This is a genomic window from Paenibacillus sp. FSL P4-0338 (assembly GCF_038002365.1).
Lineage (GTDB): Bacteria > Bacillota > Bacilli > Paenibacillales > Paenibacillaceae > Paenibacillus_AQ.
In genome coordinates, this window is sequence record NZ_JBBOCG010000002.1 from 1,163,699 (window position 1) to 1,177,936 (window position 14,238).

Consider the following 14,238-nt stretch of genomic DNA (forward strand, 5'->3'; position numbering starts at 1 on the left):
TTTTATGAAGAAGATAATAAGTTTGATGCTGGTATTCTCGCTTTTACTATCATTAGCGCCTGTGTATGCGAATGTAGCAACAGAGTACACGTATGTGTTTGGTGTGAAAACAGGAGGCAACGATAACGGCGGAACCGGTGATGATATTTATATGGGCGTAAGTACATATGAATCTGGAATAAACTCTGATCAAGCAACAAATTTTGGCGGCGCTGCCGCTTGGTCTGATACACAACATACATTTAAATTGCAAAATACTCCACCGTGGAGAATGAACGAGCTCGTTTTTTGGCTGGTAGGCAGTGATGACTGGTACGGTGAGTCGGTGGTTCTGTGGCTTCCTCAAATTGGGGGAAACATAAATCCAACACAGACGAAGACCATTCCAATATACTCATGGACAAAAGACCAGGGCAGACTGTATCGTGATATCTCGGACGTAACCAAAAGAAAATTCACAGATATGGGTGACGTTGATAAGCATGGAGGAGAGTTCTATCTGGATGCGAATTCGTCAGGCTCTGAACGTGCAGAGTGGGACAACTATGTCAGAGATCAATATGGTCACTATGACATTATGCAATATGAGGATGCTCCTGTAGTCAGCTATACTGTTTCGGACGACGCTGTAGGCAGGGATTGGTTAACATTCCAGGAGCCGACAAAAACAAAAACGTTTGAGCTCAATATTGACCGCAAGAAGCTTCACGATCAGATGGTTGCCAAGGACAAAGCAGAGATTTCTCTAACCTATAGAGTGGCGCTGCTTGCCCAGTCTACCAATGCTGAGAGTCTCGGGGGGACCTTTGCCCATACAAGCTCAGGAGAGCCCGCGGTTAATACCTATTTGACAACAAAGATAGGGCAAGCGGACTACTATTATAAAGATGTAACGTATACGTTCTATCGTAGCATATATAACCTCGGCAACCCAGATATCACTCAAACGGTTACCTATTCACCGAGCCAGGACAATCTGTATCTCAACCGTAAATTCACAGATGTTAATATCACGGTTGAAGCGGTGTCCATTCATAAAAAAACTATGACGCAAGAAATTAAAACGGAGCTGATCACCAACTTCCAAGCCACGCCTTCGTTATATATTGGGAACAACACGACAACACCGCTTGCCAACCTAACCATGACCAAACTGGAGGGCGATGATGGCAAACCAAACGGCAAGCTTCAGTTCAATGGACAAGTCCCGCTGGATGTTAGCGCAGTGGAAAGCGAGGGTATAAGGCTTCAGCTTGACAACGTATCTACCCATCTAACGAAAAAAGGCCAGGCGCAGGCCTATTATTTAGAGAATCCAACTCCAGAGTCACCGTCATCACAAAGCTTTTATTTCTCAACTCACAAAGTGGACACCAAAACCCCAACGGTAAGAGTGACTGACCAAACTGGAAATGACCTGGTGGGGGCAGATTCCATTCAAGGCAACATCAAAAAGCTGCATGAATTCTATATGGTTGCCAGCGAAACCCTCTATCCAGAAGGAAATGTCGCCCACAGCGAGTCGAATCAAAACTATTTTAATTATGAGCTGTACAAGAAAACCGGTGATTCCTATGAGCCGGCTATGACCCGAATCACAAACTTTGACGGTACAGGAAACAGAGCAAGAGTTACCGCACCTATTAACACGCAGGTTATTAATGGCGTTAGCCTAAAGCTAAGTCCAATCGATCGGGTGGAGGGTGAATTCAAGCTTCGGCTGTATGGATGGGATCAAGCCGACAATACGCTTGGCGGAGAGGCCGGATATGCAGAAATTGAGAATATCCTAATCGATAACCAGGCTCCGCGGGTGACCGTAAACGAAACGGTACATCCCCAAGATGCACAGCTCCGCAAAAGAAATGACTATAGCTTTGAAATGAATGACCTTGAGCAAAGCAATAACGGCTGGTCAAGAACTTATTATACCTTTATGAACGGGAATGCGGCGCCGCCTGACACGCCAATCAATCAGATTAAACCTGCCTCCGCAGAAATTGCTTCAACTCAAGGCACATGGGCATTCGTAGACTCAGAAGGTGACAGCACCACTGCCATTCTATCCATTCCCAAAGGGGACAACTTTGAGGGAACTCTCTATTATTTCACCGTAGACTCACTTGGAAACGATTCTAGAAACGAGCAAGCCTCCAGTTACTATAAAAAGCCTGTGAGTATGTTCAATGGAAATGTTGCCGACACCCTCCATACGGAGGATTCCAGTCTGCCAAAGCCGTATTTTGACATTAGCTTTGACGTAAGCAATCCAAACCTTGAAACGAGTTACCGGTGGATTTCTGATCCTGGCAATGACAACAGCTTTACACAAAAATTTAAAGTGTACGAATCAAGCGATGCTGTTGGTGCAGCTGAAAAAACGAATCTTAGCGGAACCAAAGTGCTGATGGACGGGAAATATATCCTTGAATATCGGGTGAAAAATAAACAGTCTGGTAATACTGCTGAATTCTCACAAGAATACACGTATGACGCCTATCCCCCGGAGATTAAATTTACCGTAGGAAGTCAGCACGATCATTTCAAATCATCCCATCAAATTAACGTGAAAGTGGCAGACCGCAGTGGAATTGCCAGTGCATATTACTATGTATCCAAGCCGGATTCAGAGATGAGAATTGAAGATATGCCCAACTATCCGCTGACACTGACACTTGGCAGTGACAACATAGCGCAGGTTAATCAAACCTTGACCCTGACCGGACTTCCATCAGGTGCGTACAGCATTGTTGTTGTGGCCAAAGACCCGCATGGCAGAGAAAGTAAAAAGGTGTCCCCGTACTTTGGGATGAGGTCAGAGCCTGCGGTAATGGATACCTTAAACTTTGCGGGAGCAAAGATTGTAAACGGAATGGGTACAACCACGGATGGAACCTATAGTATCAATGCTGTGTTGAATGAGCCACATGCATCGTGGACTTCTGATAGCGCAACGAAATATCAAAACCCGGTATATTATGCGACAACGGACGGCATGCCAACAGATAACGGTGCTTTAGTTCCTGCGTTTACAGCGAGCAGCAATTCGGGCGGGAATTATGCATTTACACTCGACACACCGGTTCCGCTTCAAGAAGGCGTCAACACCATCTATTTCCAGTTTGGCCTCATCAATGCTCCTGCTGACGACAGACCGGAGTTTTTAACAGAAGCAAGACCGCTCACCATTCTGTATGATAGCCAGGCACCAGCCTTTGAATTGCCGGACTATAGCACCATACAGCCAACCAACGCATCAGTGACAGCAACAATAATCGCAAGTGATGCGGGTACAGGGATTAGCAAACTGACCGTTGCACCCGAGGATGCTGACAAAATCACGGTTTCTCCCTATACAGACGGTGCATTCACAGTAACGGTAAGCGAAAATATAACCACAAATCTGATCTTGTCTGACGAGCTTGGCAATCGTGTTCTAGTTCCTATTTCCGTATCTAACATTGACCGGGCAGCTCCATCTGCGCTTGCTTCAAGTGACACCGTGACCAAAGGAGCAAGACAAGATGGTGTGATTACAGTTGATGTCTCAGACAAGAATGACACAACCGTCTCCTTCGCACTTATTCAAGATCCGGCAGCAAACCCTATTCTAACCGAAGCGGACTATGCGCTGTTTCAATCAAGCCCATCCGTGGATATGCAAAGCAGTCCGGTCATCATTAATGGCGAAGGCAACAAACAGAAAACCTACACCATTGACCTGAAGGGGCTTAGCGGAAGCTATGCCATTGGGGTCAAAGCCGCCGACACCGCAGGAAATGTGACTGAAAAAGTGTTCACTGACGCAAAACTGGACCTAGTTGACGCAGGGGCAGCCATTGTAAGTGTCAGCGCAAACCCTAGAACTACAAAAACCACCGCAACGGTCAGCGTTTATTTTAACGTTCCAGTAACCGTAATGCCAAACGCACCTGTAGAGGGCGATGTTGTGGGTGATATGGCCAGGTCGAACCTTCTGTATACAGGACTTTTAACAACCTCCGCTAACTATGTAATGGATTATGAGGTTGTTATCCAAAACAATAATAAAATCAGCCTTTACATTCAGGACGAGGTTGGAAGAGACAGTGTTCTGGAATTTACACCTGAGGTTGAATTTGTTACAGGCTTTGATACTACAGGTTATGTAGAGAAAAATGGTCAAACGATTCAAAACGGCGGGTTCATATCCTTTAACCAGGGCGACAAGCTGTATTATATTGTAGTTCCGAATCCAAAGTATGCCGGACAATATTTCTTTGTTGAACATGCAGTGTTATCCGGGTTAGAACTAAATACCGAGCTAAGTGTTCCTGACCCATCGTTTACAGAAGTTGAAGGAAGAACAGCTTATTCTAAGCTTGTATTTGAAGTGCTAAGAGACGGCAAAACAACAAAATCAGCTTATTTCGAGGCCTATACGGCAGAAGGTATGGAAGCTGACCGGATGGAAGCGGAGTATGCTGCCATTGCAACGGTTGACGAAACTGCACCTGTTACACAGGTGGTCTATTCGACCACGGAGCCAACCAACCAAAATGTTACCGCAACACTTTCTGTATATGACCCGGAAAGCGGAATTCTAAAACTTGAACGTTCGTATGACGGCATAAGCTTTAGCCCCATTGAATCGATTGTTTCGCATACCGAAACCTTCGAGCAGAATGCAACGGTATATTTCAAAGTGACAAACAAAGCCGGAATAGTAACAATCGTGCCGGTCACCGTTTCAAACATTGATAAAACGCCAATCACGCAAGACACACACTACACCGTTGAATACAGCTATGAGAACTATCTTGGGAACTGGGTTCCAATCCAAGAAGGAAAAGCCTATAGAAGGGTTATGGCCACGCTCAAGTTTACCGGAGGCGGAAAAACGCTTTCGATGACAAACAACAACGCAGCCTTCTCAAGGACGCTAACGGAGGATAATCACACATTCACCTTTGAGTTTAGAGATCAATCGGGCAACACAGGTTCTCAAACGGTTAGCTATAACCATTTCGACAATACCATTGGCCAAACATCCTATGTGTTATCTAACATGTCCAAGACGAACCAAAATATCTTTGCAACGATCACTTTAACGGATGATTCAGGTGAAATCGCTTTTGCAGAGGTGAAGAAGGGCAATGTGGTGTATCCGTTCAAAGGGGAGCCGCTTGAGAATGAATATGTCGTAGAGCTGGACAGCTCAGGAATTTATAATGTGACAGCCTATGACTACGCTGGAAACCGTTGGACGACTCCGATTACTGTCTCGAACATTAACAAAGTAGTGCCAACTGCAATTGCAAAAACGTACAGCACACCTCCCACCACCGTTACTGCACAAAGCGTGAATGTGGAGCTGACTCAGTTCAGCAAGGAGTTCAAAACGATTACAGTCACCGGTGTGGAGCCTGCCGGAAGCCTAACTGCGGGCGATATCGTACATATCCCCGGCACCAAAGCTGTCCGCTTTAGAAAAAATGGTACAGTGTCCATGTTCTTTGTTGACGACTATGGCAATGAAGGCCAGGAAGTGATAACCGTATCCAATATTGTGTCCACACCGCCGCAAATCAAAGCCACTGCCACATTAGCTGAAGATAAGCTGAGCGTGAATGTGACCTTTGACCAAATCCGTGACAGTGACGGCGTTCCGCTCGACATTCTAAGAAAACTAACAGACCTTACCGTTTCTTATCGTGGATATGAACATGCACTTCTGACTGAAGTGAAGGACGAAGCCGGCGATGCCCTGTCCTATAAAGAGGCAGTGATCAACGTTAAAACTAACGGGGAGCACGTCTTTCAAGTCAGGGACCAAACAGGCATCACGCAAAAAATTCTGGTAACGGTTGAAGGAATTGAAGTGGGCGGTCCAAGAGTTAAAGAGGTTCGCTGGACATACAAATATCTCGAACAGAACCAAAGTGGCGAGTGGGTGGAAAAGGATCATCAAAACAAGATTGTTGTTGGTGTTGACACCTCTGGACAAGAAGAAGGATACGTTGTGGGAACCGACAAGAACCCGGCAACGAACCAGAATGTGAATGTCACGGTAATCACGGATAAAGATGCTAAATTCGTGGGCGGGAACGATCCGTGGAAACAAGAGAAGTCAATGAACTATAGCGACAATGGACTTTACAATTTTAACCTTGAAGGAAGAACAGGGACCTATACCTCGTATGGTGTTGACATTGGTCTAATCGACAAAACACCCCCTGTGCTAAAACTTAAAAATGGGGAAGAGCTAATCTTCATCGAAGGCATGACGCCTAAAAAAGATGCCTCCATTGCCTATGACAAGTCCAAGCTTCTGGACTTCGAAGCATGGGACATGGTTGCGGGTAAGAAGGTCGACTTGACGAAGCGGGTCACTATAAGCTATGGAGCCGGCGGGCGGGTGTTTAACCCTGACAACATCTCAGCCAATGAATTTGTTCGCTCGAACCCGTACTATATCGACTATACCGTAAGAGATGATGCAGGGAATCAAACTACCCTTCGCCGGACCGTTCGCCTTGTGGGTCTTTATGACACCATAGCCCTTGTGAACGGCGTTATGCCAAACAGTTCCAATGCTGTGTCCGTTCTAGGAAACAAGGTTGAAATTTCATTGAAGAATTTCTCCGGGATCTCGTATGCACGTTATGAAAAAGGTGTCTTAACCCAAGGTCAGATGAAAACAAAAGGAACGGTCCTGCGGGAGAAAAGCGGAGTGTATACTCTCGATAATGTTACGAATGGTTGGTATACCGTATATATCCAAACGGATAAACGCGACTATTTCAACATTCATGTATATGTCTCAAATCAAGGAGGGAAATAGGCAATGACGTTCTATAGAACAATGAAACGCAGCATAGCTGCAGCTATGATTCTATCCATGCTTTTCACGTTTGCAAGTTTCCCTGTTCATGCTGACGCCAGTAATGCGGATTATTCCATTGCGAACGAATTTATGAAATATTCAATTAATTCAAAAACGGGCGGCTTCTCCATCGAAACCATTGACGGTCATCCGCAAAAAGCGTTTGATAACAACCTTCCGCTTCTGTATAAGGAAGATGCGGCCAGGAGCAACGGAACATCCTTCACAACCGTCCGTATCGACGGAAAGGATTTTATTTTCGGTCAGGAATATGGCTGGTTTGGAATTGATACCAAGCTTCATGAACCTGTCGTTTCTGAGCAAAATAGGCTTTTAACCATTGCATGGGACATTAAGGGCTATACCATTACACAAAAGGTGTCCATTTCAATCGACCCTAACAATTCAAGGACGGGTAACATTGGTATTTCATATGATGTGAAAAATAATAATGCCACGGCCGGAACGGTGGGGATTCGGCTTCTGCTGGACAACGCGCTGGGTTCAGAGATTGACGCACCTTATGTGTTAGTTGACCCGTCGCAACCGACAATCGTTGAAACCGAATATAGCGGTGACAATCTTCCGCAGCAAATCAGATATGTTGATTCTCTGTCGGCCTCGAACAAGACGGCTTATGCTCTCTTGTCCGGCTGGAGCGGCAACAAGGATGTGAATGTTGATAAGGTGATTGTAGGACACTGGATTAATCTTGCAAACACCAGATACGAGTATACACCAAACCCTAGTGTGGACTTTACTAATTATTCTAACCAATACTTAGTTCCCGACACTGCAACGGCCTATTATTGGAATGAAAAAGCCATTGAGCCGGGTCAAGTCAGAATTTCTGAAATGCTCTATGGGATCGGCAGCTTTGCTGAACAAACCCAAAAGGAGCATGTATCCATAGGGATTCAAACCGAAAATGTATACTTAGCTAACGACAAAAAAGGGTATGAAAACAATGGTGTTTTTAAAGCAAATGTAACCATCGACAATAGTGTCTCAGGAGCAAAGGAACTTATAGAACCCATTGTGAAGCTTAGCCTCGAAGAGGGGCTTGTGTTTGCAGCCACGAAGACACGGGAATACACAGTGAAGATTTCGGGCGGTCTTAACATTGGAACGGTGTTTAATATTCCGGATGTAGACATTATTGCAGAGACACAGTCCATGATCACATCAAAACGTCTGGTCGTTTCGCTAAACGCCACAGAAATTATTGATGCTAAGACCAATAAAGTGGTTGACTATAGTGCCAACACAAACATTTTGATTCCTGCAGTGGAAGGAAAGCTCCCGGAGGTTTCAATGAAGCATGTTTTCCCGGCGGCCGTTTATTATGAAGGTGACAAAAACCTTACCGTTTCTGGCGATATGAAGGTGTTGTCAGGGGCTCTTTCGGGAAGTGACGGATGGAGTCTGTACCTTGTTTCATCCTCAAGCGGTGAGGCTGCTCTGATTGACAAAAGAAAAATAAGCTTTATTGATGAAGGCCAAACGCTTGCGTTCTCAACGAATCAGACGTTAGCGGTTGGAAAGTATGACATTGAATTCAGATTTACAAATCAACAGCTGATCGATGCCTTCGGTACCAAAATTAAAGCAGCCACTACAGTGGACGTTACCGATCATTTAGCGGATAAAAGTGCAAGCTACGGCATTGTTTCGCTAGTCCGGTTCACAGACGCTGCGAACCACAGACAGTTATATGACTATATTAGTTTTACAAACGAAGATGTAATGAAGAAATTCATAGCCGGCGGCGTGAGCAAAGACGGCATTCTTCACAAAGGAATAGTCTTTAAAGAAGACGAAACAGAAATTTTGTTGACCCTTCGCGGAAAAATCAGACTTATGGATACGGGTACAGAAAAATATTACTCTGCCAGCCCGGCCGATGGCGACATTACCATCAACAGCATCTTGACCTATGACAGCACCGAAGCCTTGAAGATGACCGTTGACAGCAAGGGGGCCAAGCTGGAAGGCGACGGTACCGTCAAAGTGATCAACTCGATTAATATTTGGCATAATAAGTGGCATTTTGAAGCCAGCAATGGAACCAAATATACGCTGAACCGGGAGGCTGTTGCCGAGAAGAGGGCTCAAGCCTTTGAACTTCAGCTCGGCGATGCCGGTTATATGCTGCAAAATATTGCAGGTTTTTTGATCAATATTAAGTACGGTGTTATGACCCAGGAAGATGATGATTTCGGAATTAGCTTTGGCGGTAGAATTTCAATGCCTTTAAAAGCTGCTGACTCATCCAAGGGTGAGGAGCATTATGATTATAAAGGCTCGCTCACAGCGGACGTTCAAGATGTTCTCTATGGAAGTAAAGACAGCGAGATTGGTTTTGTTGGCATTAACACAACACTCTCAGTAGCTCTGCCCAAAGATATATTAGGCCCGTTAGTAGGAAACGAAGCCGGTGTTAAAGCGGATATAACCATTAACACCATTGAAGATATTTATAGTATTGATGCCGGTGTATCTGTTACCATGCTCGAAGTAGAAGGGTCATTGGCCCTCAAAAAGGTTCCTATTAACTCCGTGCCCAAAATGATGCTGGACAAGCTCACCTTCTTTTTAGCGCCATCCACAATGAAGGTTCCTGTGGTTGCACCTTATGTATTTATCACAGGCCTTGGCGGAGGAATCTCAAACCTTGCTGACACCGTTGCCGGAGAACCGGCAGGCGAGCTTCCACCCCTTACCATCCATCTTCAGACGAGGCTATTAATTAATGCCATTATTGTAGGTGACTTTAAGCTGGATGCGAAGCTATCCGGTCTCGCCATAGAAGGCAGCGGCCACTTGGAGAAAGACGAAGAGGGAAGGCTGCTTAATATTCAAGCGGGAATGAATGTTCAATGGATCTCGCCGTTTCAGCTTAATGCCTTCGGCAGTATCAGTATTCATGCCGGAGCCATTCGTGGCGGGATCACGATTAAAATTACGGAAGATTATTTCTATGGTTATGTGTACGCAGGGCTGTTCATTCCAGACTCCATCCCGCTGCTCGGGGGCAAGGAGATCGCAGGCGTTGAGGCAGCCGTCTCATCGGACTTTGTGGGTGCAAACTTTAAGGTCATTGGGGTGAAGCTTGGCTTCATCTATTATTGGAACGGTGACCTAAGCTTTGGCGGGTCCATCGACCTCTCTTCAAGAGGAGACGCCGTTCACTATGTCCACTCGGAAGCGCTGGACGAGAGCGGCAACCTTGTGCCAACCACCACGATCTATGGAACGAATATGAGAAGACTGAGTACGGAGGCCGTCGCTAAGACAAGGGCCGGGAATGGGGTTACCAAAGAGATTAACCCGGCAACAAAGGATGCACTTCTCTTTGAAATTCCACTTCGGGGTTTAATCCAGCCGTCTGCATCTGAAATCATTGTCACCAATCCAAATGGAAAAAGATTGACCATGATTGAAGACGACAACAAGGGCAACGGAAACTATCTTGTTCAATCTTTAGACGGCACGAATTATTTGTACATTTCAGTCACTGATCCCTCTCTGATTGTTGGGGGCAACTGGTCCGTTTCAGTTTCAACACCTGATGTCTATATAGACAACTTTGCAGTAAACAGTGTTGACTATATGCCTGAGCTGACAGGAGTTAGTGCTTCTACTAGCACAAATACAAGCCGTGATATTAACGTTTCCTGGACAACGGACAAGCAGGGCCAATATTCGGGTGCACTTAATGTCTATGTCACGAAGGACCCGTCCGTCATGAAAACCATCGAATCCTCTAACATTCAAGATACTTCATCATTAATTAGTATTGGCAACCTGGAGTTAGATGAAATTGAATCAGGCTCTCATGTATTCACGCTTCCTGAGTCCTTTCCTGAAGGGAAATATCATGTGGTGGCCATGCTTGTGAACCATCAAGGCGGAATGAGCAAGAAAATCACTGCTTCAACCTTCACTTTTACCAATCCATTGCTCCCGCAAAACCCGAAATCTGTGTCTGCGGTCTACAGCGGTGACGGCTATGTGAAGGTTGATATAGCGGGAACCGATGATACTGCCACACATTATCTTGTGGCGATCCAAGATGAAGACGGGGATGAGGTCGAGAATTCCTTTGGTCAATTTAAAGTTGGCAGTGACATCGTTCTCAAACCATTAGAAAGCCAAACCAACCGGCCTCTATTAGAGGAAGGCAAGACTTATTTTGTTAAAGTGCAGGCGGTTAGAATTGTGGAGTCTGCTCTTAAACAGGCGGAATATTACCGTTCAACCGAATTTGCATCATCGCCAAGCTTTGTTATGCCTTCAACGGATAAGCCTCAGCTTGTAAGCATTGATACAAATATTGACAGATCAAAGGATCTTTATTACTTAAACACTAACCAATTAAAGGCGACGTACACCTTCGACAGACCCGTGAAAATGACCTTCAACCTTAACACCGAAGATAAAAACACGCCTCTAGAATTTAAGAAGGTGTGGTCATTTGAAGAAAATCTTGAAGACGGCCAGCAGCTGGTTGACTTTATAGCGGTTGCTGAAAACCGTGACACCCTCCAAGGCAGCCGTTCATCAGGTGCCATTGGATTTACTGTTGATACCAAAGCGCCTGTGTTACTCCTTGATGAAGATGTTAAAACCAGCCTGGATAAGGAAAACGTTGATAACACCGTCAGCAATCAGGTTGTTTTTGTGGGTGCGGACTCCAGCTATAGCTTCCATGGCCTAACAGAGCCATCCGCAAGCTTAACGTTAGACGGCAGTTCAGACGGCATTGTTATCCGTCCTGACGGAACCTTCGTTGTCAATCGCAAGGCCTCAGGTGAGGAACCGAACGAAACTCTGATGCTTACAGCGGTTGATGATGCCGGTAACGAAACGGTGGTTCCAGTGTATCTGGTGAATCGTGTTCTGTCAGAGTATGAAAGCATCAAACTAATCTCTGACCTGGAAGGCTCCGAGGATCAGCCTGATTCGATTGAGCTTGGCATAGGCGCGGCAACGGCGCTGTCTGTTAAAGCTCTCCGCACAGTTGAGGGCACCGTTCTAAAGGCAGAAGACGTTGTGTGGGACGTTCTGTATAATCAGAACATCATCAGACTGTCACAAGACGGGACCCTTGAAGCATTAGCCCCAGGCGAAACGGCTATCAAGGTTAGTTATAGACTGTCTGCTTTTGAAGGCCAGAACGGGAAGACGGTCTATAAAGAACTGTCAGACGTTATCAAAATTCATGTAAAAGATTATGGTTACCGTTATGAGGTTCGTCAGACCCAAGGGTTCTCGTTGTACACCATATATACTGAAATGAACATGGGCAAGGCAACGGTTGTGATTGGAGGCAACAAACAAACTCTGTTATATGACAATCTCAAGAAAGCCTATATTGGCGCTTCAAAGGAGCTTGTCACAGGCGAGCAATTAACAGCCAAGCTTGGTTTTGAACCAACGGTGAAATCTCCTGTTCTTCTGCGAGGAGATACCGATGGTAGCGGTGCGATCGATAAAGTCGACGTTACGGCAACATTGAATGCTATTTTGGACAATGTTTACAACGGCTTTAGTTCTGTAGAAAATTGGATGAGAGCTGATACCAACGGTGACGGCATTGTTGATATTGTAGATGCGCAGCTCACCCTAATGGAGGCACTTCAAAGATGATCAAATACTTAAAAATCATTGTGTGCATCATGCTTCTAGGGGCTGTTATACCTTCATATGCCTATGGCGCAAATGATGCTGCAGACCTTAGTTATCGTGTGGGCATCACCGTAACGGACAGCTCGGGTTCCTCGAAATCATCATTTAAGGTCGGAGAAAAAATACTTGTTAAGCTTAGTCTTGCCTATACTGGTGCCGGAAGGGCACCGGTATATGGCTTTCAGGGAAAGCTGCAGTTTGATTCTTATGTACTGGAAAATACCGGTGTGAAGATGGAAAAGGACATTTCGATGAAAGTTTCCGATGGTGCCATCAACTATGTCTATCTGGATATGACCGCCAAGGGAACAGAGGATTCCATCCTGAAAAATATAGGAACGGCTGTATTTCAAGCTAAAAACAGCGGCACGTTCAGCATTTCTTCAAGCGGCTTCATTCTAACAAACAAAGATGCGACACACCGGTATATTGAACCGGTTGAAGCTGTGCAAATCATTGTGGGCGATGGAGTAAAAGATGCCTCAAAATCTCTGTTATATGAAAACATTGTTGCTGCAAAAGCTTTGCTTGCTTCAGTGACGATTGCGGATAATCCCAAAACCATCTATTATCCGGATTATTGGTACCCAACCAAATCCGCGCAAACATTGAGAGCTGTGATTGCTGAAGCTGAGGCTGTTTTTAATAACAAGGACGCGCTGGCTTCGGAAATCTCAGAGGCTATTGAAAAGCTTAGCATTGGCGTTTCTGACTTTGAGAACTCCAAAATTACCGGTCCGAAACGTTGGGCTGCTCCGGAGGGCGATGCCACAGCCGGTAGCACCGCAGTGGATCTTTACTATTCAGTTAAAGCTTCGGTGAAAGGCGGAAACGGCAAAATTGCCGAGGGCTTTGAAGTTCAAACCATTCGCGCCACAACCTCTGCCACCATCCGAATGATTCCCGATGAAGGGTATGAAACCGAATATATCTTTGTCAACGGTGAGAAATGGATAGGCCACGACATTTACACTATTCCAGAGGTTAGCCGTGACACCCTTGTGGTGGTTACCTTTGCGAAAAAACCTCCTTTTACAGATATAGCACATGACGATTGGTTCTATTCTTCTGTAAGATATGTTTACAACAAGGGACTGTTCACGGGAACTACTGAAACGGAATTCTCACCCTCCGGGAAAATGAGCCGTGCCATGCTGGCCACTGTACTCTATCGCATGGAGAATAAACCGGATGTTACATTTGTGAGTGTATTCTCTGATGTGCAAAGTGGCCGCTGGTATTCAGAGCCGGTGATTTGGGCCAATCAAAAGAACATTGTTAACGGGTATGCTAAGGGGAAATTTGCTCCCAACGATGCGATCACCCGTGAGCAAATTGCTGTTATGCTGCATAGGTACGCAAAGGTTAAAGGTTATGGCCTTCAAGCTAAAAATTCAAGCCTGAGCTTCAAAGATGCCAATCAAATTTCAGGCTATGCCAAAGAGTCCATTACTTGGGCTGTGTCCAAGGGCATCATGAAGGGCAACACGGATTTGACTATAACTCCTTCTGGTCTTGCAACCAGAGCGGAGGTTGCCACTATGCTCGAAAGGTTTAATGAGCTGAATTGAAATTTAAATGAATACCAGCCGCCTCAAAATATTTATCTCATCTAAGAAAAACCGCGAAGCCTTGCTGCTGCGCGGTTTTTCTCTGTTTGTCCTTTAAAGTTTTCATTATTC

Annotated in this window: 3 protein-coding genes; all 3 read left to right on the forward strand. The window is 45.3% G+C overall.

What is annotated here, in order from left to right; translation table 11 throughout:
• Positions 1–4: 4 nt before the first annotated feature.
• The 3 genes from MKZ07_RS29005 to MKZ07_RS29015 are packed head-to-tail and all read left to right on the forward strand — an operon-like array spanning position 5 to position 14,127.
• Positions 5–6,823 carry a hypothetical protein gene (locus tag MKZ07_RS29005; protein WP_341028986.1) on the forward strand — a complete coding sequence of 2,273 codons (6,819 nt, stop codon included), beginning with the start codon at positions 5–7 and terminating at the stop codon, positions 6,821–6,823.
• Between the two features lie 3 nt (positions 6,824–6,826).
• The gene (locus MKZ07_RS29010) at positions 6,827–12,517 is read left to right on the forward strand and encodes a hypothetical protein (RefSeq protein ID WP_341028988.1); all 5,691 of its coding nucleotides are present in this window, start codon (positions 6,827–6,829) and stop codon (positions 12,515–12,517) included.
• Positions 12,514–14,127 carry an S-layer homology domain-containing protein gene (locus MKZ07_RS29015; protein WP_036693735.1) on the forward strand — a complete coding sequence of 538 codons (1,614 nt, stop codon included), beginning with the start codon at positions 12,514–12,516 and terminating at the stop codon, positions 14,125–14,127. Before MKZ07_RS29010 ends, MKZ07_RS29015 begins: the two co-directional genes overlap by 4 nt.
• Positions 14,128–14,238: the final 111 nt, after the last annotated feature.

Excerpts from the sequence above, each read along its gene's own strand:
- MKZ07_RS29005 (WP_341028986.1), top strand. The coding sequence starts at position 5 with ATGAAGAAGATAATAAGTTTGATGCTGGTATTCTCGCTTTTACTATCA.
- MKZ07_RS29010 (WP_341028988.1), top strand. The coding sequence starts at position 6,827 with ATGACGTTCTATAGAACAATGAAACGCAGCATAGCTGCAGCTATGATT.
- MKZ07_RS29015 (WP_036693735.1), top strand. The coding sequence starts at position 12,514 with ATGATCAAATACTTAAAAATCATTGTGTGCATCATGCTTCTAGGGGCT.